Below are 24,641 nucleotides of genomic sequence, written 5' to 3' on the forward strand. Positions count from 1 at the left end.
AGGTTTCCTCTCACTTTCTCTGTTTTCACTGCAGAAAATCAAACAGACTCATCTGGCTGTTTTCGTAATTCTTCTTATACCCGTGAATAATGTCCTTCATACGGTACAGAATTCCGTATTTCTCACACTCTGCCGCAAATATGGCCCAGAGCCGCTTTGCCGCCGGACTCCGGCATTCGTAGCGTTCTCCGTACCGTTTTCTGTATTCCGCCGCCAGATCCCGCTCCGGAAACAGCTGACCCAGCTTATCATAGTACCACTCCCTCTGATTATCACGGAGCGTCACACCAAAAGCCGCATAAATAAAAGAAGCTCCCGCCTCATGGGCCTTTCTCACGACAGCCGTAATATTTTCCGGACTGTCTTCCAGAAATGGAAGGACCGGCATCAGCAGAATACCGGTAAACAGCCCTCTGGAGCTTAAGTAATCGATCAGTTCAAACCTCTTGGTCGAGGACGGCACGCCGGGTTCGATCTTCTCCGCCAGCTCATCATCCGCAGTTGTCACCGTCACTTTTAAGATTACAGGCGAATGCTCTTTTATGCTCTCTAAAATATCCGCATCCCTTTTTAAAAGAGTGCTTTTCGTGGCAATCCCTGCTCCGAAGCCGAAGGCGTCCACCAGCTCCAGCGCATGTCTGGTCAGCTCCAGCTCCTTTTCAAATGGATTATAGGGATCACTCATGGCTCCGGTGCCTACCACTCCGGTCTTTACCTTCCGCCGCAGATCATCCCGGACAATCCGAAGGGCATCTTCCTTGGCCCGCACCGTGTCAAACCGTTCGATCCGATAGCAGGAAGACCGGCTGTCGCAGTAGATACAGCCATGGCAGCAGCCTTTATAAATATTCATATTATAATCGATGCCGAACCATTCGGAGCTCTTCGTCTTCGTCACGATGGTTTTCGCCGGTATATATTCCATACGCGCTCCCTTTCTGATTGATTCCATTAGTACCATTCTATCAAATGCAGTACGGTAGGGCAACTTATTTTCGAAAAATAGTTTGTTTTTCAAAATAATCAGGACTTCTAAAATGCTTTCGCCGATAACCTGATTTGAAATTCCGGTGTCTCGCTTGATATTTTTTTGCGGTCATGGTAATATTTTAGTTATATCATTAACAAAAAGGGGATATCATGATTGGATTAATACTGCGAGGCAAACAGATCTACGACAAATTCAGCAAGGATGAAATGACTGTTTACGCGGCTCAGGCGTCTTTTTTTACCATCATCGCGGCATTTCCGTTCATCATGCTGCTGATGGCTATGATCCAGTTGATACCAACGATAACAAAGTCCAACCTGCTGCAGGTAATTACAAGTCTGGTACCGGCCAACCTAAAGAGCCTGGTCTTCGGCGTCGTCGAAAATATCTATACCAACTCTCCCGCTACCGTTTTATCCGTAACGGCAATCGCCGCCATCTGGTCGGCCTCCCGCGGCATGCTGAGCATCGAGCGCGGACTGAACCGGGTATTCGGGAAACAGAAGAAGAGAAATTACGTGGTGACGAGGATGATCTGCGCCGGTTATACGATTGTGTTTATGCTTATCTGTATACTGACACTGGTACTTCTGGTTCTTGGGAGCTCCATTCAGGGATTCGTCGAACACCATTTTCCGGTCATTGCAGAGATCACCCATTACGTTATCAGCTTTCGGACCGTGCTCCTTCTGATCCTGACGATCTGCTTCACTTTCCTCTATACGTATGTGCCGGAAAAGAAGCAGCATTTTAAAAAGCAGCTGCCCGGCGCCATTTTTTCGACACTGGGGTGGATTGCGTTTTCGTTTGCGTTTTCTATTTATTTTAACAATTTCAGCAATTTCTCTGTTATGTACGGGAGCCTTACGGCTATTGTGTTGTTGATGCTGTGGCTGTATGTGTGTATCTGTATACTGTTTCTTGGGGCGGAAATTAATTATTTTTATTCTGGGGACTGGAAGGAGCAGAAAAAGGCGGGATAATGGTCAAGCCAGGTGGCCTGCAAGAGATCGGAATGCGAAGTGTTTCAGGATTATGGAGTTAATGTTTTGCTTTGCTGCAGAATTTCCTTACGGCTGGAATCCGCCTGATACCGGAAGAAAAAGGCCCGTGAGGAACTCATAATATGGAACTCTACTTTGGGGAAGATGACTTGAAGATGAGGGATTGAAGCAACATTTTCCCAGATCAAGGATAGTGAAAATGGTTCCCTTTACATGTGGGCAGGCTGATGTACAGCCTGCTCTTATTATGACTTTAGCCGGTTGAACGCTTAATGCGCAAAATCATGAATACCCGTTTGACAGGTTTTCATGATTTTATTGTTTGGTAGTAACTATGACGCATTTTTGTTATAGTGTATGTTAATCCCGGATTTATGAAACCATTACAACACGACTGAAAAAGCTTTATAGTGTAACAATCTTAATAATCCACAAGGAATCTTCTGCCATACCATCACAGTTCTGCTGTATTTATGGCTATGTTTCCTCAAAAATAAACAAAACTTCGATTGGTGTTTCCACCTCTCTCGAAATATCGATCGCCAGCTTCAGCGATGGATTGTATCTGCCCGCTTCCAGTCGCATGATAGTTTCCCGTCTTACACCGACTTTTTCAGCCAGTTGTTCCTGGGTCATCTCCTTCAGTTGTCTGTACTTTTTAAGATTGCACGTAAATTCCCCCATGGCTACTCTCCATTTTCAAAGCGGTACAGCAGGTACTGCTGAAGAAACAGTGATAAGCCAAATGCAAAACCGATAACAGCAATTAAAAGTTTTAGCATCACATATGGATTATTGATCCGAAATGCCGACATAGAGAGAAGCGCCACAGCGATAATCAGAGTAAGAGCCACTTTGTTAGCCATGGCACTGGCTCTGTTCTCATTAGCTAAATAACGCTCATCAATCATCGTACCGGACATCTTCCCCTCATAGTAAAAACCGAAAAATCCAAAAAAGCAGAAAAATATCAGCGGAAACGGCACAGGCAAAATACCGTCTTCACGAAAAAACTGGGGCAGAAAACCCAGAAATCCCGACAACCCCAAAAAACCTAACAGCCCCATCTTCGGACTGATTTTTCTGGTAAATGTAGGTTTTTGACCTGCGGAGTATTTATTATTCATGACAGCCTCCTTATAGTGATATATTTATCTCTTTATAGGATAAATATATCACTTTTCTGTGCTGCTTGTCAATCCCTTGCTTTTGAATTCTGCTTACTATCATTTAGATTCTTCATTTATAATCTGTCCTTTACTATTCCCTTCGAATCCAGCCCTTCCGCCATCATCATCAACAAATCTACGGTGGCGATTCTTGGTTCAAAACAACAAGCCGGACGGACACAGATAATCCTTACACCACTGGCTCTCTGAGGACCAACCTTCATAAATGTAGCGATTACACTGGTCTTTCCATGGAGTCCAAGCGGACCGATTTCAGCCTCATTCACCCTTCTGGTAATCTCCTGCTCCATTTCCGACTGAACATCGAATTTTCCATCCACCTGCGCCTGAAGCATCATGGATGTTGCTTCAAAATGGCTTCTGCCAATGCCAACTGCAAGAGTACATGGAGAACAGCCCAATTGAGAGACTCCCTCAATCGCCCACTTTACGATTTCATTCAGCACCACATCTGTGCTGTGCTTATGAAATACACGATACGTTTTTCCTCTGATCGCAGGACCACCACCAAACATCAGTATATGAAGCCTTACGACATTATCTCTACATCGCCTGATAAGTATCGGAGCCGGCTCCACACCTGCACTTTCTGGATTTAAACCACCAGATTGGTCAATCCTCTGACTGTCATCTCCCATAATCGCCATAGGACGTCCTGGCAGTTGTTGTAGTCCTTCTGCTATACCTTCCTTGATAGCATCCAGCATCCGTCCACTTACTGCCGCATCTGGACCTACTTCAAGTACCATATGCGGGATTCCAGTATCGTCGCAAAGAGGGCTATGATTCCTTTCTGCTGCATTGGCATTCTCCAATATAGTCTCAAGAACCCACTTTGCCTTCTCATTGGTTTCATTAGCTATCGCTTTTCGATAAGCTTCTTTCTTATCCTCTCGAAACGTTGACCCTGCCTCTACCAGCGTGTTCCGGACAAGAGAAACTGTCTTTTCATAACTAAATTCACTCATAGATACTCCTCCCATGCGCTGCTGCAATAATAGCAGGATACCGATTCACCTTAAGCCGATACAAGGCCTCCATCCCCAATTCCGGAAAAGCAATCAATGTCTGTTCTGTCGTCTTATCCCCTAACAGCGCCGTCACTGGGGGGATTACCGCATACACCGCATTGTTTATATTCAAGGCCTTTATCGTTTCTTTATGAATCTGGCCCTTTCCAAGATGCAGCTTCACACCAGCCTTTGACAGTGGCTCTATACTGCTCTCGATTTCCAGTTTATTACTCGATGTAGGACCTACTCCCGCCGGGCTCACTGCTGTATGAAAAATAACACTTCCTTTTAACTCATACCCGAGTGTATTAGACTTGCTTTCTTCAATCAGCCTAACCACCTTCGGCAGCACAGCATCCCGTCCACAAAGAATATATCCTGTAATCAGCACGGTATCACCAACCTGCAGACTTACTGCCGCCACTTCAGAAATCGGTGTGTTTATCTCAATCGCCATAGTGTCCTCCAATCCTTTTCCACTGTGTTGGTTCCCTGCCCAGGCCCTTTAGTCATTGACTGCAAAAAGTCTCACATATGCGCCTTCGTTTTCAATCACGCCAAAAGCACGCGCGCGATTATAAATCTTCACCGCCCAATTCGTATGCGGCTTGATCTCGTTCATTTTATTCGCACCACTGCCTTTTACCACACCGCCTTCACTATGGCCAAGGATCATACACGCATCATCATACTCTTCCTTCGTAACTGCCATCAGCGCATTGACAAATTTGACATGTGTCGGATGAATCACGGTACGTCCTACAAAGCCGTTGGCTTTGTCCAGAATCACTTCGCGAAGCAGACCATCTATCTCATTGTTCACAATTGGCAGCCGCTTCATCAGATAATCTTCCAGCCCATGTTTCGGAAGTTCTTCAAACATTAATTCCTTCGGCGCACGGAAATACTCCCATACAGGTCCGGAAATCACATAATCGTTATCCCGTCCACAGACATTGATAATATCTGTCAGGCATTCGCGGACGGTCATGATGTCGTAAATGGAATAATCGACACCCCTGCGCACGCCAAATACTGAGGAGAAATCTGTACCGCCAACACGTACCTGTAAGACCAGTTCACGATATTTGTCAAGAATCTTCTTGATACCTACCAATTCCGATATACGTGTTTCCTTGTAGGCTACTTCCGAGTCCTCAATGATTGGCATGCCATACAAAATCTCCTCAAGGCGGTCGTTTAAATCCTGCAAATAAGCAAAATATTCGTACCCATTTTCTGCATTAAACTTAGGGAAATTAATGCCGCACAGCGATCGCGCTTGTTTTTTGGTCAAGCCCTGACCAAAATGTTTAAATTGTGTGAGATTACGTATGCGCACAAAAATAAGCGGAACCGCTTCCGGCGCCAGATTCCCCTTATCCACAGCATCCGTCACCGTATCCAAAAGCCGGTATACATTCTGCTCTGCTTCCTCCACCCGATCTTCCGGACAAGCATCCTCAAAGCACAAAACAATGGTCGTAAGTCCAGGCATAGCACCTCCAAGTATCTTCGGTGCAAAATCCTTGATACCAGGCATATACATCGTAGCGCCAAGACAATACTGCAGCAGCTCCCTATCGGTATATTTATTGAATTCCTCCGGTTCTACCAAAAACTTGAAATCTTTGTTATATAGATGGTGTCTCATCTTTTTTTATCCTTCCCTACTATGTACTTTATCATTGCTTTACTATTCTATATTAAGCTCCCTTTCGGTGACCACACAGCCTCCGGATAATACTCGTCAATCATTCGTTTCACAAGCACGCACTGCTTTGCCCTCTTTCTAGCGTCATCCTCCGTGCTGTCCCAGCTGTGTGTAGCCGCAACAGAGCCTCCTGTTTTTAAATAGAGCGGTGCTGCGATCCGTATCATATCCGGCACCTCATAGTGACGGATAAACCCACCCGTGGACTTCGGATTTTCAGTATGAATGTCAATCGGACAGTCCACTGCCTGACGCATTGCCGCCAACATTTGGAGCTGTATATCACGAACTGGATTGATGGAATCAGCACCAATGCTCTCCAACACCTTTGCCGATGCCGGGTTACCATGGCCGGCATGAGCCGATACCTTAAAATGACAGTCCGCGGGGATCTCCCCTGCCTTTCTCATCTGATCCAGCACCCACAGGCAGCCTTCATCGTAAACGAGGAATCCCCGGCAACCGATTCCAGCAGCCCGTTTTACATCTTCTACTGCTCTTACGATCTGCTCCTGCCCTCGAAGACGGTACCCCATACGGACTCCTTCTTCGGTATGGACCGAAGCAGATGTATCTGTCGTTGCTCTTGGCCCTATGGCAAGGATCAGATCTGTCTCCCATTTATGTGCAAGCTCTACCATCCTCTCGATTTCTTCATCCGTAAGGCGCATAATTCCCTGTGTTTGTGTTACTCTGTGAAGATAAAGTCCATAAGAATCCATTGCCTCCAGAAGTGCCCTCATCACTTTCGGTCCCTGAATTCCCGGAACCTCAAATCGATACTGCCCATTGTCTTTAAATCGTTTTTTTGATTCAGGAAGGTCATAAGCGTCCCCTCCTGGCAGACCGATTGTTTTTAGAAATTCTCTCGTTTTGTCCATACTGTTCATCGTCTATCCATCCTTTCACTCAAGATAACTCACACATTATCTATTCAATTCTTCTATCATGGCATCAATGGCTTCTCTATGGGAAAAATCCAGCGGAGGCAGTTTTCCACTCAGCCCTTTATGAATACGCACATCAATAAAAGAAGCTTTACCACAGTCTTTCAACGCAGCGAGTGCAGCGATCAGTTCCTCTTTTCCCGTCACAGGATGATGCACCGTTTCATATCCGCAGGCCTCCGCGATCTTTGTAAAGTCAATTTTATAACCAGCAGATGGCTGGCCTCCTACCGATTCATGTGCGCCATTGTTCAAAATAATATGTAAATAATTCGGCACATGCAGCTTACTAACCATAGTCATGGCCCCCATATGCATCATAGCAGCAGAGTCGCCATCCAATACCACTACCTTTCTCTCCGGTTTTTCCAATGCTATTCCTAATGCTACAGAAGAAGCATGCCCCATAGAACCGACATTCAGGAAATCGTTTTCCTTGCTTTCATTTCTTCTTTCACGCAGAAAAAATAACTCCCTAGTAGCCCGACCAGTTGTTGCAGAAAAGATTGCATTGGAAGGCATGTGGTTAAGAATAATCTCAATTGCTTCTTCACGGCTCATAGGATATAAGTCATCTTTATTATTCAGCTTTTCTTCTGCCATAACCCCTTTTGGGGCAATCAGTGCATACGGCTTTCTATATTTGATACAATAATTAACAGCTTCGTCTGTAATCCTCTCATATTGACCGATATCATCTGTAAGAATAGAGTAGTTGATGTGCATGGCATCCAAAAGAGGGATTGTAATCTCTCCTTGCAATTCGTGCTGTGGCCAGTCTCCCATTCCAGGCTGGCCGCGCCAGCCAATCAGAAGTAACATAGGAACACTATAGACATGCTCATCAACCAAAGATACCAGTGGATTGATCATATTACCCATTCCACTGTTCTGCATGTATACCAGAGGAAGTTCCTTTGTTGCAAAATAATGACCTGCTGCAATACCAATTGCATTTCCTTCATTAGCCGCAATAATATTCTTTTCTGGGAAGTGTTTTAATGCGTAGTTGCAAAAGCCATTTAAATAGGAATCCGGTACCCCTGTAAAAAACGTCACACCACAGTTACCTAATTTTTCAAATATTCTTTCCTGATCTAACATTTCTCTTAACCTCCCTATTTTTTACCTTTATAAAGGGTAAAATATTCCGGACTGTCTACCCTGCTGATTTCCCATGCCGTTTCAAACGCATCAACAATATCTGCTGGTAAGGGTCCTTCTTTTATGCTGGATATATTCTGCTTCATATGTTCCAACTTTGAAGCTCCGATCAGAATCGCATCCCCTCGTTCTCCATCCAACATAGAGTGATATGCAAGCCAACGGTAGGTAGCTTCAATAGTTGTGATACCATCTCTCTCTGATGCAGATTTAATTACATTGACAGCTTCAAAAAAATTCTTTTTCCAATAACGTCCCTGATAATTGGGTCTATGTGTAAATCGTCCATCAGTTGGTTCTTCTTCAAACTGACCGTATCTTCCGGTTAACAGACCGCCTGCCATAGGATTATAGGCATAAAAACGCATTCCATAATGGTTAAGGCATGCATTGAGTTCAATCTCAGCCTTTCTGGTAAGAGGATTATAGACTCCCTGAAAAACAGTAGGCTTTACCCAGCCATATTTATCACATTTATTCCACACATCAGCTACCATCCATGCCGGGAAATTACTTAAACCAAGTTCCTTAAATCTTCCCTGGTCATTAAGAATTGACATTGCTTCCAGCACAGATTCCACTGGAGTTGCAGGATCTGGGAAATGCAGATATTCTATATCCACACAGTCTAAGCCCAGTCTTTCCAGTGATTCATTTACCTGCTTATATGCAGCTTCTCCATCCAGTTTTCCACTTATTCTGGGGTTTACTTTTGAAGCAATTCGAAATTTTTTATCCAATTTAGGCAGAACATCACCAAGTAATCGTTCACAATTACCCTCGTTATATACAAAAGCTGTATCGAATTCGTCGTAGCCCAAGTCAAAAAATGTGTTTATAAATCCCTCAACCTCTGGAGCAAACACCGATTCCCCAAAAGTCATGGTTCCAAGCACAATATTTACATTTTTCATAACAGACCTCTCTATAAATACTTCATAATATCATGAACTAATGCTGATTCACGGTGTACTGTATCAAATATAGAATCACTGGCATCAGTATATACACCAGCATATTGCATTAGCATGTCATAACGGTTTTTAAACTCTTCATTTGTTAATGGATTTTCCGGCTCTCCCTTTGGAAAATCTACTCGTTCTGAAACCATTCCGGATTTTGTCATAATGCTAACGATCGCAGGCTGAATCTCAGGAAATTCTTTGCTTAATTGCTCATCTGATATCACATGGACTTTCCTTGTTAATTCAAGAATCTCTTTGTTTTTCACCATTTCCTCACTGAATTCCTGGAGTCCGGCTCTTCCATAAATCACCCCAGCCGCCACAGCATACGGAATACTCATTTTTGCACTGTACGAGCCTGGTATTTCTATGTGATCATGGCCATCTACCGCAAGGTTATATGTTTTGATATCAATCTGTTTAATATCACTAGCTATCAACCCGTACTGAGTCCGCAGATGAATTGCAGCTTCTACTGCCGGATGAGTATAACGGCACGACGCATATGGTTTTGTGTAGCTTTTCATAATGGCATATGTCCCATTTAAAAGTACTGGTTTCAATTCAATATCATCCCGGTCTGTCATCATCTTAAAAAAACCGCGGCCTCCTAGTGGATCAACATGTCCTTTAAATCCTGCTTTCGCTATTTGGATACTCGTAAGCGCAAGGAGCGCAGTTTTCGCAACATTATAGGGCTTCAGTTCAGAGCCATCATCCAGTACCTTCAACATACCAGAGGCTGCAACAGCTGCAGATGCAAAGGCATGAAAACGCTCCTCTTTGTTAAACCCCAGCATATAAGAAGCGGCAATCGCAGCACCTAAGGTTCCGCACGTTCCAGTCGCATGGTATCCCTTAGCTTTATGCCCTGGCTGAATCGAAACAGCCATAGTGTAAGAGGTTTCATATCCTATAATTGCAGCTTTCAGCATGTCGCCAATACTTATTTTATGTTTCTCTGCCAATGGTATTAATAACGAAAAAACAGGACTGCCTAAATGAATTATTCCTGAATTAGTCCCGTCATCAAAATCAAGGGCATGACCATTCAATCCATTGAGAAAAACTGCTTCTTTAAAAGCTATGTTTTTACCTGTTCCTATTGCTTTATAATTTCCGTTCTCTGGTTCTGCAAATTTAAAATATTCTTTTATTTTATAATCCTGAAACTTTGCACCCGCACAGGTTACAGCAAGATAATCAAGTAATGATTGTCTCGCTCGTTCTATCACATTTTCAGCAATTTGCTGGTTATAAACACAATCAATAGCATTAAAAAACTCGATTGATTTATTCATATACCCTCCAATTCTTCAAAAAACAAAATAATGTTAATTAATATTTAGTCCAATAAGTGAACAGGTCAATTGCTTTTTCTTTTAATTTGTCGGAAAAACTTTACTATGTATTCCAATATAATTTTTATCAAATCCTTATTCGTCAAAATTGAATATATACAAACTATTATAAATCCAATAAATTGAATAACTATGTTTTCAGAGTAATATATAATACCTAAAAGAACACCTAAAGTAAGCGCAAGGAATAACGTCTTTGATTCTATTTTCATTCGAATGGATCTATTAATATCAAAATATCGAATTACAAACATACTCATAAAAGCAATTAAGCTAGACACCGATGCAGCATATAACCCTATCTTTTTCATAAGCAAAATATCTAATGTTAGATTTATAACAGCTGCTGTTATTGATGTTGTTGCAACTTTTTTTGATTTCTTTTCAGCAATATATACACAACTATAGAGCCCTACCATAACTCTAAAGAGCATCGCCATCATTAGAATGTAAATTTGGTTATAAGATTCCTTGTACTTCCAGTTAACCAGAACCGGAAATACAAATGGCATTAAAGATATTATTAGAAAACAACATGTAGAAAACAGTTTAAAAAAGACTGTCATCATCTCACTGAGAAAGACATCTCTATCCTCATCAGTAAAATGCAGCGAAACGCTTTCTGTCCAGGATAAATTTACAATATTATAAAAATTTATAAAAACATTTGGAAATTTACTGGACACAGTAAATATTCCATTTGACGCTATTCCCAAAAAGTATTTAATTACCAATCTATCCGATACATTAACCACCCACCATGCCAAATTATTCGGTATGAGTGGCAGTGAATACTGGCTTACTTCTTTTATTGTTGAGAATTTAAACTCATGAATGCTCACATACTTCCATATCTTATTGTTGAAAGAGAGATAAATAATTGTAACAACTTGCCCTAAAATAGATGCTGCAAATAATCCATATACTCCTTTGTTCAAAAAAACAAGCGCAATGACATTAAATACAACGGTCGAAACTGCTGAAATAAAACTTGCAATGGCATAACAAGTACTTTTTCCTAGCCCACGTGAAAATTGAAGCATAATAGATACAAAAACCTGAAGTGAAACATAAATCATTAAGAACTGGATATTTTCTACCGGATGAATAAAATTTAAAATTATTAAGAGCATATTGTATGCTGCAGTTTGTATAATACAAGACAAAAATATCGAAGAAAAAATATTTGTTATTTTGTTATTTTTTCCTCGATGTTCTAACATAAACCTAAAAAGGCCCTGATCAAACTGTAGATTAACTATTGGGAGAACTAACATTGAGTAGGTAATCATTATATCAAAAGTACCATATTCAGCAGTATCTAAAACACTTGTGTATAAAGGAAGAAGCAGAAAACTAATACATTGAGTACATATTTTTCCAAACATTAAAACAGCAGTATTTTTTGCAAGTGCTTTTTCTCTCTGCATTTTTCCAGAACCTCCCTCTATTCTTTATGATTCAAATATTTTTCAAAGAATTTTTTCATCAAACATCTAATTTTATTTTTCATGCCGAATGTTGTGTATTTTTTCAAAATATATTCTGAGCCAAATTTTTTATATTCCTCCCAGAAAAGCTCATATTTTTCTGGCTTCTCTGCTGCCTTTCTTAAGTTTATTTGCCGAGGAATAGCTAAATTTATTTCTCTCTCTTCCATCATTATTTTATCTGTCACTGAGCTAATGAAGTCTTGGCCTTTCTGTGTATTCACTGATACAAAAGAAATTCCCAGATCATCATCTATTTCTGGTTCTACTTGATCTATTCCCCAAAAATCGCCTAATGTAATATCGGTAATTCGATCTATCGATGCAAAGCTGCAAGAAAAGCAAGATTTTCTAATAATATATTTTTTTAAATATAAGTAAAAGAATGGTTCATTATCGCGCCTAGCTCCCTGATATATAGTTTTTTTAAATTAATAAGAATATGATGTTGTTTCCAGCCTATTATTTTTGTTCTAAAACATATATCTGTCACTTTATCTTTTTGTTTTTTTTCTATATATTTTAAATAATCTTTAAAAAATACTGGACTTACATTGCCACCGCACAATACATCACACAATATAAGCTTCGATAAATCCATATTACCTAAATATAGCTTGAGTCCCGCATTTTGACATGGTGTACCGGTAAATAGAACTAATTGTTCATTTTTTATTTTTTCTTTAATTAATTTATAGCAACTACCAATCTCACTTTGAATGTATTTTGATTGTCTCATCATATCTCTTTGATATAATTCTGTAGCAATTATGTGTTTTACAGAGAAATCATTATTCCATACAACACCAACAACACAACCATGTTGCTCTAATACTTTGTCCGATATTGCGGTAAACGCACCGCCCGAAGAACTAATTTTTCTTACGCCTGTATCCTTTAATCTCACTGAATAGACTCTCTGTTTATATTTATTATCTTTTATTACACTCATATTACCAGGTATAGCAGGACAGTTTTTTGAACAACCTCCACATTCAATACACTTGTCTTTGTCTACCACAGGATATCTAAACCCATCTTCTACTTTCTTCATTGTAATTGCATTAAATTGACATGTATTATAGCAGGCCTCACATCCATAACATTGTTTGTTATCTATAATTGAAATAATCTCAGGCATAGCCCCTTCCTTCCGGTATCATAATCAAGTTATTATGAATTGTAATCCAATGATTTTTTCAAGTATTCGACTGACTCTTTTTTCCGCTCAGTTACATTTTCCCATTGCATAGTTGATTCAAAATCTTTTATATGAATAAGATCACTCGTGTCAATCAGAGACTGACGAATACCTATCATTTTTAGATACTCGATTATTCTATTGTTTCTGTTTTTGTTTTTTCCTTTCAGTTTAATTACATATAACTCTTTATTAAAAATTGATGAAAAAACAGTAGCATGGAAAGAATTTGTAAATATGCATTCAGATTCTTTTATTAATTTTACGAATTCAATTGGTCCAACTGGTTTACTAGAAATAGCTGTATAGCCTTTCATCTTTGCATATGAAGGGACTAATCTAGGATTGATCAATTTTATCCCCTTTTCTCTAGCTTTTTGAATTGCATACTTTTCAAGTTCCGGCTGATTAATTACGGGGTAATATAATGCGTACCCTTTTTGAATTATTGGCGAAACATTTTGAATTTCTTCTTCCCATTCCTGTTTATCCAATAATAATACAGGATCCAATACAACACAGCATTCCCTATGTGTAACAGTTTCGATAAATTTTTTATTATTTGGCTCTCTAATAGATAGAAAATCAATACTCCTTAGCTTATGACGATATATATCATAATCTTCCTCAACAATAGCTCCACTTTCTTTTCCTAAACTTGGAGCATAAGCAATTCTTTTTTTATCGGAATTGGCAAAGGACAAAAAAAATGCATCATCCAGTCCCGTGATATCTTTATTCCAAATCTGATCGCTTCCGCAAATAAAAGCATCATATAAGCTATTAAGTTTTTTCAACTCCGACACATCATATAATGTACCGCCAGACTGATCAAATATAGATTTATGAAATTCAGAAAAAGCTTTGTTTTTTTCCTTAACAAATCTATCCGTTTTCCATATTGCATTCGATAAAATAATCCGAATATTTTTCTTTATTTGATTCTTCCCCCTCCAACTGGTAATAAACGATTGTTCTGTCAGCCTATCTTCGATTTTCTGATTTCTATAATCAATTAAATAAGCATCCCATCCATTTTTTCTCAAATATTTTATTAAAGCAAAGGCCTGCAATGATGCGCCATAATTGTTTCCATTTTGTACCGTGATGGTTCCAATTCTCATTTATCTGCCCTCATCTCATTGTCTTCTATCATTATCGTTTTCTGTTCAAGATAGCTTATAAAGTTCTGGAGAAAAAACATCGGCATCCAAAATGTCATATTTGAATATCCTGTCAAAAAAAACAGCGGCATAAATAATCCAGTAAAAAAGGCTACTATTAAAATCTTGTGATTCGTTCGTGCACAAAATACCCGAGAAAATGACCAGAATACCAATATTACTCCTATTAATCCATTGTCAGATAATAACTCGATAAAACTATTATGTACTGCATTCCCAATCATCTGCCATGCAAATTGTGAAGCGGCGCCTACTCCGCTTCCAATAAATTTATGTCTCCAAAAGCCATTTAAACCTGCAGTCCATAACCTTATTCTGACATCTGAACCATATTCTCTAAATCCAGTCATTCTTTGAAAAAGAGGTGTCTTTGATAAAACAGCATATACAACAATGGCAGCTACAAACACAAGCATAATCCAAAAAAACTTATGTGTAGAATTACTATCAAACAAAATCAATTTCAATATTATCAGACATACTATTAATAATGCTGTTACAAATGCACCTCGAGATCCCATTAGTAGAACAGCTAATATTATTGTTATAGGATACAACAGGTCTGAAAAAGCTTTTTTCTTACCAATAAGAAAACGATACACTTTAATTGTAAAAGCCGGCATTAAATAGGCAGAAAGATAGTTTTGATCTTTATAGAATGATCCATAATAAATCGATGCTCTTCCATATGAATCAACTCCAAAACCAACTACATATCCAATCAATACAATAGCCGCTAAAATAAAAGCGAAATTGGTATAAAAGTATAGTATTTTTTCGAAACTATTTGCCTCTATGGCAGTATCTGATAGAACAATAAATAAAATCATACAAAATATAAGATTAAAGATTCTTGATTCACCTGGATTTACCACATCTGAAAACAGTGTTGATATAATGGCAACACAAATAAGCAGAAAGCCATTTATATATAAAAAACTATCTCTTCTCCTTTTTTGAACACAAGCAAAAAGGAGGAGTATTACAGAAGTTAATCTTACACTTTCTACCGTGGCACCAAATTCATAGCCATTTATAATATAATTAACCAAAAATACTACATATGCCAATATGAAAGGTGTACTACGTATATTTATGTATAGAACCTTTGACTTCATAGAGGAATTCATACAGATAATCTCCCAAATAGAAAATAAACTACCTTATGCTATTTTCCGAATTTTTTCTTCTCAATATTTCAAGCAAATAATAAAATTTAAACTTTAATAAAAAATATTTTATTTTTGCATTTCGTCCCAACTGATTAATTGTTATATTATTTAAAGCATCTTTATATGGCGACGTACAAAAAAGTTTATTACATTCCCCTCTCTTTTTCAGAAAAGAGTCTTTATTATTTTTGTTAAAATATTTGAGTTTTATCAGTAATATCATTGAAGTCATAACTCTCATATATATTTTTTTAATAAAGTCTTCCTTTTTTTCACATCTCTTTGCAAAGGAAAATAGATACTCTAAATAAATTTCTTGCTCCATATTTGCATTTGGCCTATAGCGATTTACTATACTTCCTAACGTGTATCTATAGTGATATACAGGGATTGCAATATATTCTATTTTTTTTGCAACTTCTATTGATTCAACATAAAATAAACTGTCCTCATCATATGGAACAATAGGAAATTTAAGTTTATATTGCTGAATAAAATCAGTTTTGTATATTTTGGCCCATGCTGAACTAATTGTAATGCCTTTTCTATTTCCATCTTTAGAAACATGATTTGTTAAACACATACTTTGTAAAAATTCTCGTTCCTCATATGTACTAAATGTTCGACCTGTTTCAAAATAAGGAACGCCTTTGACTTCTTTATCAGGAAAATTTCTATAGCCGGAAAAATAATAGATATCTGCGAGATCATGCCTTTCAGAAATATACAGTATAAATTGTTCTATAAAATTTTCGTCTACCCAATCATCACCATCAACAAATGTAATCCATTCTGCTGTTACTATATCTATTCCTGCGTTTCTTGCATCAGATAATCCGCCATTTTTTTTATGTATTACCTTAATACGCTCGTCCATTGATGCATATTTATCGCATATTGCTCCACATTCGTCAGGAGAGCCGTCATCCACTAATATTATTTCTAAATCTTTATATGTCTGATTAATAATACTCGTAATAGATTGTTTCATATATTCCTTTTTAACCTTATAAAAAGGAACAATAAATGCCACTCTCATCTTCTTATGCCTCCTGATTCAATCTTTTTACATCAAACATCTTCATCAGCATATTCATCCCCTGTATATCGTGGACGATAAGATTATCTTGAATAAACGAAATTGTATCTTGAATATCTCTAGTGGTATTGCCAACAAATTTGAACATCATCGCCTTATGTGCGTTTGTCCCTGTATTTACAACAATATCACCCTCACTATGTAAATATGTGATATCATAAATGTTTTCATTTTCTGCAATTTCTCCAATACTAATTTTTCCAATAGTTCCTGCATTTACAAATGCACAAAATGTTCCATAATATCTCTTAAACCGAGGATCATCCTGAGCCAAATCATTTCCCATTTTACCGGTAATAGAATAATTTATTATCAGTTTCATAAAATCGATCCCATTATTTTTTCTAATCACTTTAAAATCGTCATTCCCATTTACACGAAGCCCCATCTCAAAAGCATAGATACCATTTTTGTTTGCAATCAGCTGAAAATTAGCCATACCATTTTCGAGTCCCAGTGTCTCGATAAGTTTTACAATTCCAGGATGGACATCATGAACAAACTTTTCATAGTATTTTGAAGGAGTAAGCACTGCATCACATAGTTTTGCTCCTCCTGTATCTTCTGAGACATATTTGTCATTAAGGCATGATAAGCTGATATATCCATCTGAAAATGTATATACTGCACATAATTCAATTCCAACAAGATACTCTTCGATAACAATTTTTTTCTTTGCTGAATAATCTAATGCGTATGGAATAGCGGTTCTTAATTCATCGACATTATTACAAATACTGATTCCTTTTCTACCGCCATTATCAGATGGCTTAACAATGACAGGAAATACAATTTGATCAAATCCGTTTTCACTTCCATCACCACTTAGCGAATAATCTTTAGGGGTTGGGACTCCAGTTTTTTCACACATTTTTTTGAATAATCTTTTATCCCTTGTCATGCTAATTTGTTCTTCTGTTGCATAAAAAGGTTTTCCAATTTTTTTAGAAATTCTGCACGCAGCTGTTACTCGATCTTCACCATACCCCGCAATCACACCATCTACATTATTCTCTATGCATTTCTTGGCTATCTCTTCTGTTTTTGAGTAATCAATATCCCATGCCTCGTCCGCAATCATTTTTGAAGGGCTTACACGCCAGTCTTTATAACGGTCGCAGCAAATGACATATAGTCCCATTTCATGAGCAGCTTCAACAAAGGCTATATCATTTCTATCGCTGCTAATTACCAAAATTTTCTTCTTATTTAAAGTACTCATTTTAATCTCCCTCAACACGGTTCATCTCTTTGCGAACTATATAAAGACTTCCTGTTTGCTGGTCATCCTGAATAATATCACTTCTTTTGATTACTTTCCACGCCGTCAATAAAATCACCTTTATATCAAATAGAAATGAAATGTTATTAACATACTCTATATCAAGTTCGAATTTATGATCCCATGTAATTGCATTTCTGCCGTTAATTTGGGCCCACCCTGTAAGACCAGGATTAACAGAATGACGGATTCTTTCATTATCATAATAATAAGGCATATATTTTACGGGAAGTGGACGAGGTCCAACAATACTCAATTCTCCTTTTAACACATTTATCAGAGACGGGAGTTCATCAAGGCTTGTACTCCGCAATACCCCACCAAATTTGGTCAAACGTTTATTACCTGGTAATAAAACTCCATTTTCATCGACTTCATTGGTCATGCTTCTAAACTTATAAATACGAAAAATCCTCTCATCTTTACCTACTCTTTCTGTAGTATAGAGAACAGGGTTTCCCATATTAATTCGAACCAATACAGCAATAATTAATAATAACCACCAGAATAAAACAATAAATGTAACTGCAACCAAAATATCGATTATACGCTTTATATAATTCTTATATAATTGGTTATTTTTCATAATCCTATCTCCTCAAAACACAGCATTATTATCATTCAAAACATCTTTTAATAACTTCAATAATTCTATTCTGTTGCTTTACAGTCATCTTATTATCCGAAGGCAAGCACAAACCACGTTTAAAGATATCAGAGCCAATATCCTCTATACTACCAGCAATGTAAGCATTCGTTTTTGCTCTACCATTACCAGCAGCGGTAATGAACGCATTCATTCTATACATAGGCTGCATATGCATTGGCTTCCAGATTGGACGCCCTTCTGCATTGATACCTGCGATTGCATCTAAAATCTCCGTTGGACAGCTCTTGCCATGTTCTGGACGATACATAGCTGTACTGTCGTCACGCACCTGTTCACACATTGCATCTTTATCAAGTATCATTGCACTTAGCCAGTAGTTTGGAACAGATTTATCCTCCTCAAACGGATTCATTGATACAGGCAAATCCTTAAAGCCTTCTTTATATCTCTCCCAAATTGCCTTTTTCTGTTTAATATGTTCTTCCAGATATGGATATTGACCACGAACAACACCTGCAATAACATTACTCATGCGATAGTTATATCCGACTTCCTCATGTTGATACCAGGCAGCATTTTCACGTGCCTGTGTAGACCATTTACGTGCTTTGTTTGCAACCTCTAGATCATTCGTAAGTAAACAGCCACCACTGGAACCGGTTATAATTTTGTTCCCATTATAAGAAATTGCCGCGTAATCACCAAAAGAGCCTGTTTGCTTACCTTTGTATGTAGCTCCCATAGATTCAGCTGCATCTTCTATCAGCAGCGCACTATGTTTGTCACATACAGCCCTCAGTTCATCTATTTTTCCAGGGAATCCATATAAATGCGCTGCTACAACAAGCTTTACTTCCGGATAAATCTCAAACGCTTTCTCCAGTGCAACTGGGTCCATATTCCAGGTATCACGCTCAGTATCAATAAACACCGGAATACCGCCTTCATAAACAACCGGATTCAAAGTTGCACTAAATGTCATATCAGAGCAGAACACACGCTTACTTTCAACAGCGCCATGACCATTTGCTGTTTTACCATACAATTTTTCCCCCGCAAGCTTCACACAAAGATGTAATGCTGCTGTACAACAAGACAGACCTACGGCATACTTTACTTCTGCTTTCTCTGCTGCAATACGCTCTACTTCATTGATATTAACTCCCACTGTAGACATCCAGTTTGTTTCATACGCCTCTATCACGTATCTCATTTCTTCACCGTGCATTGTGGGTGAAGCCAGCCATATTTTTGAATCAAACGGCTTCATATTCTCTGATCTAACAAACATGATTCTTTTCCTCTTTCCTGTATAAATAACAATTGGGAATGACTTATTTAATTAGCCTTGCAACACAAGATAATCGTCATAAACTCTTTTACCATTTACTCATCTTCCTCGCATAGTATATTATACTTTTACTCCACAAACTCTTTCTCAATAAAATACTATCTTATATTTAGAAAAGCGGTCTTTATACTGACACATATAAAAGCAGATTTGTTGGTATCAACTTCTGGAATTCCCCAAGTGCCCCTACATTTAGTAATTTAAACAACTGTCCGCTGTTAAAGAGTTCGTCCTGGCTATAGTCCGTACAATTGTCTACTATTCGCCTAATTGCTCAAACTTATATTCCCACGATACTCGGGAAAGAATCCAATTTCCTTTAAATTCATACTGTTACTTTTTACTTTTCTTATCTCACACAGACTGTCATAAGCAGTCTTATCTAAAATTTTTCTTCCTATGTAGAAATCCTTCACACCATTTGGAGCGAGGCAGGCTTTATACTGAAAAATTCCATCATCAGAGCCATAACCACCTCCAAGCACGAAATTTTTAAGTCCTTTCGCCTTAACCCATTTGATAATCTCGTATTTCAGGAAATCGTTTGGACGTAAGTCAAAATACTCTCTGTTTGTGCCGCCCAAGTATGAATAAGCATTCTCGGAACCATATATTACAAGCTCTGTGGAAATTATTTTTCCCTCGTATTCAACATGAAAATACATAATATTATCCCGCATCTGGTTCAACGTTTCATAAAAACCTTTGGAAAAATAGTATTCCTGCTCCGCATTGCTGCGATTCATCGTGCTATAATATATCTCGAAAAAATCCTCCAGATCTTCCCCAGTGTTTTCTATAATAATCTTTAGATTATTCTTCATGGCCCGCTTGACATTTTTTCTTACCTTCTGCTTGAAATCCAGCCAAATCTCATCTATAGACATATCTAAACTACGGACAACATTATGCGTCCGGGTTTCCACCACGCCATCATAATGTTTGTAATAATCACTGAATAATTCGAAACGAACAAACTCACACACATAATGTCTGGACTGGCAGTACTCATTATAATTCTGGTTCAGCGCATCATAATCAACCACTCTCCCCCAAAAACCTCCATATCCATACGGCGTAATCAGATCGAAGTAATGACCTTTCTCAAGCCTTGCCTTCATATGTTCGTCTAATGCAATATCCCTTTTAAAAAGTACATTCATTGCCCTATCTGAACCATTTTCATAATACAGCAGTACCGGCTCTCCATTACTTTCATTTTCTTTCATAAACGCGGAGACATATTCGTTCAGATAAAAGACATCGTAATTTGTAAAAGAGTGAACAGTCTTATTCCATTTCTCTTTTTCATTGACTCCAATCTCTGTTATCATCTTTGTTTAAATCCTTTCGTTAAAATAGTCTCTTATCAGCTTGACTACTTTTTCCATATCCTCTTCCCTATATCGCTGGTCGCATATCAGTGAAAGCTCTTCTTCATAAATTATTTTTCCTCGTTCACTTAATCCCCGATGATAATCAGAAAGCGGCCAATGCACAGGGCAATATACCTGATTGTCAATCAGATACTTCCGCAGAGCATCCCGATTTCCATTAACAAGAATTGGAACAAACAGCGGCGTATCATCCTCATTTCTACTTTTATGTAACAGTGTACAGCTGTGCATACCGCTTAGCCCCCAGAGTAAAATATCCGCATTTCTTCTTCGTCGCCGTTTTATAAACTCAAAATCTGTATTGACCAATTGCAGCAGGCACTCTTCTGTTGGAATATATCCGACATAATCTTTTTCTAGAAACGCCTCAGCTTCATCGAACCTAGCAAGAAATAACTCCTTATTATCCGTTCCTGTCTCAATATATCTCTTCTTCATAAACATAGCTGTTTTTCGCATTTTGCTGTAAGTTTCACCAATACCACCTTCTCTTGGTTTGAAATGCCCGACTCGTTTATTGGCTTCTGCAATCCCGTAAAATCCTGTCCATTTCCGGTAGCTGGCATATGTATAATCAGCGAAATTCTCCAAGCCCTTCTCAAGCCAAGAGTGTGTTTTATCCTCAATGATTACGTCATACGCTTTCCTGATCTCATTCATATTAACTCCAGCTATATTTGAAAAGCCAAAATAAGTCATGTAGTAAAATATCTCATTATTTTGGCGTTCTGGTATGTCTGCACAAAGCCCTCTGCTCTTATCGTAGAACACATCATAGAAGCGAACGGAAATATCATGCTTGCTAAATGGTTCAATCATCGTATGGCAACAATATCCAGGCAGCAAGACCGATTCTATCCTATAATTCTCCAGAATATCTCTGATGATATATTCTAAAGCCGTTCTTCCAGATAAAAAGTATTTTTTTCTTCCAGTTAAGGAATCCGCTTCCCAGAATTCGCTTCCAATCTCCATATATTCTCTGCTCCTGTCAAATACTTGTTCAAACAATCTGGTAATTCTTAGTCTCATTATCAAAAGACGACATCTCTTAACGCTCATTCGCCAGTTCTCATTCCACATTTAAGTTATGAATCACTATCTAAGTGTGCCTGCAAATCGTATTACTATTTCCCTGGTTACGTGTTGCTTTTATTTCCACATTACTTACTATAGACAGCCACTTTGTACATAATGCTTTATGCAAAAAGTTCTTCGGTATATTCTTGTTATTCAGTCATATTTGTAACCGCCGCCTCTGCCATGGCACTGCTAATCTGATTCTTTCTTACAATTTCATTTCCCGTAGGCTTGTCCCCCACGGGCTGAAATGTCGTTACTATCTCCCCCACCATGTCGACAATATAATCACTATTTTCATAACTTGCCTTTGCGAGATTCTCCAACTGTTTTAAAAATACCTCTTTATCAAATGGAATCGGTTTTCCTATATGAATCAGTTCATTGGCTGTCTTCAACATTCCCTCTTCGGCCATCAGTTTCTCTTCAAACAACTTTTCACCAGGTCTCAAGCCGGTGTATGCCATTTGAATATCAATTCCGGGCTCATACCCTGATAATTTAATTAGATTTCGGGCTAGCGTATCAATCTTAACAGGATCTCCCATATCCAAAATAAATATCTCCCCGCCCTTTGCATATGTTCCCGCCTGCATAACGAGACTTACTGCTTCTGGTATTGTCATAAAATAACGGACTATATCTGGATGAGTAACTGTAACCGGACCTCCTGCCTCGATCTGCTTTTTAAACAACGGAATAACTGAGCCATTACTTCCAAGTACATTACCAAAACGGACTGCCACAAATTGCGTTCGTTTACATTCAGTAAACTGTGGGTCTTTTCTTTTTTTATCAATATCAAACACTATATTTTTTTTATTGTCTTTACTAATGCCTCTACCCGTACTATCCGACCGTTTATCTTCTCCCAAACAATTAACAGCCATATTGTCCACCGGATCAGGCACAATCTGTCCATCAATTACTTTATTAGCATGAGCATGCAAAAATGGAAGTAGATCCATCTTACCTTCCTTGCTGATTGCATCCATACTCTGAATAACCATCTCGCAGAGCCGTTTACTCGCCCCCATAATACTGGTCGGGTTGACAGCCTTATCTGTACTGATTAGAACAAAACGCTGTGTGCCATGTTTCAACGCAGCGTAGGCCGTCTTATAGGTTCCCACTACGTTATTTTTTATGGCCTCATTGGGACTTGTCTCCATTAATGGAACATGCTTATGCGCAGCCGCATGGTATACAATATCCGGTTTATACTTTTCAAAGACCATATTGATTCTTCTGCTGTCCCGCACGGAACCAATTAAGACAACCAGATCCAGCTTATCCTTGTATTTTCTTTTCAACTCCTGTTCGATATCGTAAGCATTGTTTTCATAGACGTCAAAGATAATAAGCTGTTTCGGTTCATGACCTGCAATCTGGCGGCAGAGCTCGCTACCGATCGAACCACCTCCTCCAGTGACAAGAATGGTCTTTCCTTTAATATATCGAAATATTTCCTCCATATTTACCTTAATTGGATCTCTGCCCAGCAAATCCTCCACAGCCACTGCCTTCATTCTGCTTAAAGATACCTCACCGTTTGTCAGCTGATAAATACCAGGCAAACTTTTCAACTCACAATGTGTCTCTTTACAGATATTTAAAATATCTCGCTTGTCCTTCGGAGACGCTGTCGGAATTGCTAATAATATTTGGTCAATACTGTATTTCTCTACCGATTCCATGATTGAATCACGTCCACCGACGATAAGCACGCCTTCCATGAATCGGCCCCATTTATTAGGATTATCGTCAATCACACAGCATGGCTTTGACAGGACTTCTGTTGAACTTTTTAATTCCTTTAAGATAACCTGTCCTGCGGCACCAGCTCCAATTACCATTACATTGTGAACTGCCTTAACGCTTCTCTCTCTTCGCGTCCTTTCCAACGTAATATAGCGATAAGCGAATCGTATTGCAGTTACCAATGCAAGCTGCATGGCTGCACCAATCACATAATAAGAAATCGGCATACGCTTAATGAGCAACGTGATGCATACAATATGAAATACTGTAGTAATCACACTCGATGCAAATATTCGATTTAATTCACTAAAGCTGGCAAATCTCCATAGGCTTTTATACAGATGCAGCGCATAAAATACAACCAACACAAACACCGTATAGAACGGTGCAAATCTCAAGTATGAATTAAGGTATGTCTGTGGGATATTCGAAAAACGCAAATCAAACCGCAGCCACAAACCAAAAAAGTAAGAAAAATTCACTGCGATTATGTCATATATGATGAGATAGAAAGCGACTACTTTCCAATGTTCGATATGTCTTTTTTTTGAGGTATTATCATTTGCATGGTTTAACGCTTTGTCATTATTCTTTCGTTCATTTGTATTAACTTTCACTGTACTTCATACTCCATTCTCCCCTAACCCCGAAAAACTTCGGGGTTA

23 protein-coding genes and 1 pseudogene are annotated in these 24,641 nt (G+C 38.5%); 1 reads left to right on the forward strand and 23 read right to left on the reverse strand.

Going from position 1 to position 24,641, the window contains the following annotated elements; genetic code table 11:
• Positions 1–25: 25 nt before the first annotated feature.
• A complete protein-coding gene (locus M1L66_RS18230) occupies positions 26–925 on the reverse strand; it encodes a radical SAM protein (protein WP_434694278.1) in 900 nt (299 codons plus the stop codon).
• A gap of 215 nt (positions 926–1,140) precedes the next feature.
• Here M1L66_RS18230 and M1L66_RS18235 point away from each other — a divergent pair, with 215 nt between their 5' ends.
• Complete coding sequence (locus tag M1L66_RS18235; protein ID WP_187019526.1) at positions 1,141–1,974, forward strand: YihY/virulence factor BrkB family protein; 834 nt, start codon at positions 1,141–1,143, stop codon at positions 1,972–1,974.
• Positions 1,975–2,472: 498 nt separating this feature from the next.
• Here the strand turns inward: M1L66_RS18235 and M1L66_RS18240 are convergent, their stop codons facing one another.
• The 22 genes and pseudogenes from M1L66_RS18240 to M1L66_RS18345 form a co-directional block, all read right to left on the reverse strand.
• Positions 2,473–2,679, reverse strand: coding sequence for a helix-turn-helix transcriptional regulator (locus M1L66_RS18240; protein WP_187019524.1), 207 nt, complete (start codon positions 2,677–2,679; stop codon positions 2,473–2,475).
• 2 nt (positions 2,680–2,681) lie between these two features.
• On the reverse strand, positions 2,682–3,122 hold the full coding sequence (locus M1L66_RS18245) for a DUF3796 domain-containing protein (protein ID WP_373264572.1): 441 nt from the start codon (positions 3,120–3,122) through the stop codon (positions 2,682–2,684).
• Positions 3,123–3,238: 116 nt separating this feature from the next.
• Positions 3,239–4,153 (reverse strand): fumarate hydratase, encoded by a 915-nt coding sequence (locus M1L66_RS18250; RefSeq protein WP_434687493.1) that lies wholly within the window; start codon positions 4,151–4,153, stop codon positions 3,239–3,241.
• Positions 4,146–4,655 carry a fumarate hydratase C-terminal domain-containing protein gene (locus M1L66_RS18255; RefSeq protein WP_434687495.1) on the reverse strand — a complete coding sequence of 170 codons (510 nt, stop codon included), beginning with the start codon at positions 4,653–4,655 and terminating at the stop codon, positions 4,146–4,148. Before M1L66_RS18255 ends, M1L66_RS18250 begins: the two co-directional genes overlap by 8 nt.
• Before the next feature lie 48 nt (positions 4,656–4,703).
• Entirely contained in the window at positions 4,704–5,852 is a 1,149-nt protein-coding gene (locus tag M1L66_RS18260; RefSeq protein WP_002603779.1) for an HpcH/HpaI aldolase/citrate lyase family protein, read from the reverse strand.
• 47 nt (positions 5,853–5,899) lie between these two features.
• Positions 5,900–6,802 (reverse strand): hypothetical protein, encoded by a 903-nt coding sequence (locus M1L66_RS18265; RefSeq protein WP_002603778.1) that lies wholly within the window; start codon positions 6,800–6,802, stop codon positions 5,900–5,902.
• A 36-nt stretch (positions 6,803–6,838) separates the two neighbouring features.
• Positions 6,839–7,963, reverse strand: coding sequence for a phosphonopyruvate decarboxylase (gene aepY, locus M1L66_RS18270; RefSeq protein WP_434687498.1), 1,125 nt, complete (start codon positions 7,961–7,963; stop codon positions 6,839–6,841).
• A gap of 14 nt (positions 7,964–7,977) precedes the next feature.
• A complete protein-coding gene (locus tag M1L66_RS18275) occupies positions 7,978–8,937 on the reverse strand; it encodes an aldo/keto reductase family protein (RefSeq protein WP_434687500.1) in 960 nt (319 codons plus the stop codon).
• Positions 8,938–8,948: 11 nt separating this feature from the next.
• Positions 8,949–10,289, reverse strand: coding sequence for an MmgE/PrpD family protein (locus M1L66_RS18280; RefSeq protein ID WP_187019510.1), 1,341 nt, complete (start codon positions 10,287–10,289; stop codon positions 8,949–8,951).
• Positions 10,290–10,354: 65 nt separating this feature from the next.
• On the reverse strand, positions 10,355–11,779 hold the full coding sequence (locus M1L66_RS18285) for a lipopolysaccharide biosynthesis protein (protein ID WP_434687502.1): 1,425 nt from the start codon (positions 11,777–11,779) through the stop codon (positions 10,355–10,357).
• Positions 11,780–11,796: 17 nt separating this feature from the next.
• On the reverse strand, positions 11,797–12,012 hold the full coding sequence (locus M1L66_RS18290) for a hypothetical protein (RefSeq protein ID WP_434687504.1): 216 nt from the start codon (positions 12,010–12,012) through the stop codon (positions 11,797–11,799).
• 39 nt (positions 12,013–12,051) lie between these two features.
• Positions 12,052–12,258, reverse strand: a pseudogene (locus M1L66_RS18295) (hypothetical protein); the annotation flags it as partial.
• Positions 12,207–12,980 (reverse strand): Coenzyme F420 hydrogenase/dehydrogenase, beta subunit C-terminal domain, encoded by a 774-nt coding sequence (locus tag M1L66_RS18300; RefSeq protein WP_434687506.1) that lies wholly within the window; start codon positions 12,978–12,980, stop codon positions 12,207–12,209. The pseudogene M1L66_RS18295 and the gene M1L66_RS18300, both read right to left, overlap by 52 nt.
• Positions 12,981–13,012: 32 nt before the next feature.
• Positions 13,013–14,164, reverse strand: a complete 1,152-nt coding sequence (locus M1L66_RS18305; RefSeq protein WP_434687508.1) for a polysaccharide pyruvyl transferase family protein — start codon at positions 14,162–14,164, stop codon at positions 13,013–13,015.
• Positions 14,161–15,354, reverse strand: coding sequence for an O-antigen ligase family protein (locus M1L66_RS18310; RefSeq protein ID WP_187019502.1), 1,194 nt, complete (start codon positions 15,352–15,354; stop codon positions 14,161–14,163). Before M1L66_RS18310 ends, M1L66_RS18305 begins: the two co-directional genes overlap by 4 nt.
• Before the next feature lie 28 nt (positions 15,355–15,382).
• Positions 15,383–16,435 (reverse strand): glycosyltransferase family 2 protein, encoded by a 1,053-nt coding sequence (locus tag M1L66_RS18315; protein ID WP_434687511.1) that lies wholly within the window; start codon positions 16,433–16,435, stop codon positions 15,383–15,385.
• A gap of 4 nt (positions 16,436–16,439) precedes the next feature.
• Positions 16,440–17,717 (reverse strand): ATP-grasp domain-containing protein, encoded by a 1,278-nt coding sequence (locus tag M1L66_RS18320; protein WP_434687513.1) that lies wholly within the window; start codon positions 17,715–17,717, stop codon positions 16,440–16,442.
• A 1-nt stretch (position 17,718) separates the two neighbouring features.
• A complete protein-coding gene (locus M1L66_RS18325) occupies positions 17,719–18,363 on the reverse strand; it encodes a sugar transferase (protein WP_434687515.1) in 645 nt (214 codons plus the stop codon).
• 31 nt (positions 18,364–18,394) lie between these two features.
• Positions 18,395–19,678, reverse strand: coding sequence for a DegT/DnrJ/EryC1/StrS family aminotransferase (locus tag M1L66_RS18330; protein WP_434687517.1), 1,284 nt, complete (start codon positions 19,676–19,678; stop codon positions 18,395–18,397).
• 326 nt (positions 19,679–20,004) lie between these two features.
• Entirely contained in the window at positions 20,005–21,072 is a 1,068-nt protein-coding gene (locus M1L66_RS18335) for a GNAT family N-acetyltransferase (RefSeq protein ID WP_434687519.1), read from the reverse strand.
• 6 nt (positions 21,073–21,078) lie between these two features.
• Positions 21,079–22,110, reverse strand: coding sequence for a hypothetical protein (locus M1L66_RS18340; RefSeq protein ID WP_434687521.1), 1,032 nt, complete (start codon positions 22,108–22,110; stop codon positions 21,079–21,081).
• A gap of 254 nt (positions 22,111–22,364) precedes the next feature.
• Positions 22,365–24,512: a polysaccharide biosynthesis protein gene (locus tag M1L66_RS18345; protein WP_434694279.1), complete on the reverse strand. Its 2,148-nt coding sequence runs from the start codon at positions 24,510–24,512 to the stop codon at positions 22,365–22,367.
• Between the last annotated feature and the right edge of the window lie 129 nt (positions 24,513–24,641).

This window comes from Hungatella sp. SB206 (assembly GCF_051132295.1).
Taxonomy (GTDB): Bacteria; Bacillota; Clostridia; order Lachnospirales; family Lachnospiraceae; genus Hungatella; species Hungatella effluvii.

What these genes read in the sequence shown, in the direction of transcription:
- M1L66_RS18245 (WP_373264572.1), bottom strand. Translation starts at nt 3,122, where the DNA reads ATGAATAATAAATACTCCGCAGGTCAAAAACCTACATTTACCAGAAAA.
- M1L66_RS18290 (WP_434687504.1), bottom strand. Translation starts at nt 12,012, where the DNA reads ATGATGGAAGAGAGAGAAATAAATTTAGCTATTCCTCGGCAAATAAAC.
- M1L66_RS18255 (WP_434687495.1), bottom strand. Translation starts at nt 4,655, where the DNA reads ATGGCGATTGAGATAAACACACCGATTTCTGAAGTGGCGGCAGTAAGT.
- M1L66_RS18285 (WP_434687502.1), bottom strand. Translation starts at nt 11,779, where the DNA reads ATGCAGAGAGAAAAAGCACTTGCAAAAAATACTGCTGTTTTAATGTTT.
- aepY (WP_434687498.1), bottom strand. Translation starts at nt 7,963, where the DNA reads ATGTTAGATCAGGAAAGAATATTTGAAAAATTAGGTAACTGTGGTGTG.
- M1L66_RS18300 (WP_434687506.1), bottom strand. Translation starts at nt 12,980, where the DNA reads ATGCCTGAGATTATTTCAATTATAGATAACAAACAATGTTATGGATGT.
- M1L66_RS18330 (WP_434687517.1), bottom strand. Translation starts at nt 19,678, where the DNA reads ATGTTTGTTAGATCAGAGAATATGAAGCCGTTTGATTCAAAAATATGG.
- M1L66_RS18230 (WP_434694278.1), bottom strand. Translation starts at nt 925, where the DNA reads ATGGAATATATACCGGCGAAAACCATCGTGACGAAGACGAAGAGCTCC.
- M1L66_RS18235 (WP_187019526.1), top strand. Translation starts at nt 1,141, where the DNA reads ATGATTGGATTAATACTGCGAGGCAAACAGATCTACGACAAATTCAGC.
- M1L66_RS18315 (WP_434687511.1), bottom strand. Translation starts at nt 16,435, where the DNA reads ATGAGAGTGGCATTTATTGTTCCTTTTTATAAGGTTAAAAAGGAATAT.
- M1L66_RS18320 (WP_434687513.1), bottom strand. Translation starts at nt 17,717, where the DNA reads ATGAGTACTTTAAATAAGAAGAAAATTTTGGTAATTAGCAGCGATAGA.
- M1L66_RS18340 (WP_434687521.1), bottom strand. Translation starts at nt 22,110, where the DNA reads ATGGAGATTGGAAGCGAATTCTGGGAAGCGGATTCCTTAACTGGAAGA.
- M1L66_RS18260 (WP_002603779.1), bottom strand. Translation starts at nt 5,852, where the DNA reads ATGAGACACCATCTATATAACAAAGATTTCAAGTTTTTGGTAGAACCG.
- M1L66_RS18305 (WP_434687508.1), bottom strand. Translation starts at nt 14,164, where the DNA reads ATGAGAATTGGAACCATCACGGTACAAAATGGAAACAATTATGGCGCA.
- M1L66_RS18310 (WP_187019502.1), bottom strand. Translation starts at nt 15,354, where the DNA reads ATGAATTCCTCTATGAAGTCAAAGGTTCTATACATAAATATACGTAGT.
- M1L66_RS18335 (WP_434687519.1), bottom strand. Translation starts at nt 21,072, where the DNA reads ATGATAACAGAGATTGGAGTCAATGAAAAAGAGAAATGGAATAAGACT.
- M1L66_RS18280 (WP_187019510.1), bottom strand. Translation starts at nt 10,289, where the DNA reads ATGAATAAATCAATCGAGTTTTTTAATGCTATTGATTGTGTTTATAAC.
- M1L66_RS18325 (WP_434687515.1), bottom strand. Translation starts at nt 18,363, where the DNA reads ATGAAAAATAACCAATTATATAAGAATTATATAAAGCGTATAATCGAT.
- M1L66_RS18240 (WP_187019524.1), bottom strand. Translation starts at nt 2,679, where the DNA reads ATGGGGGAATTTACGTGCAATCTTAAAAAGTACAGACAACTGAAGGAG.
- M1L66_RS18265 (WP_002603778.1), bottom strand. Translation starts at nt 6,802, where the DNA reads ATGAACAGTATGGACAAAACGAGAGAATTTCTAAAAACAATCGGTCTG.
- M1L66_RS18250 (WP_434687493.1), bottom strand. Translation starts at nt 4,153, where the DNA reads ATGAGTGAATTTAGTTATGAAAAGACAGTTTCTCTTGTCCGGAACACG.
- M1L66_RS18275 (WP_434687500.1), bottom strand. Translation starts at nt 8,937, where the DNA reads ATGAAAAATGTAAATATTGTGCTTGGAACCATGACTTTTGGGGAATCG.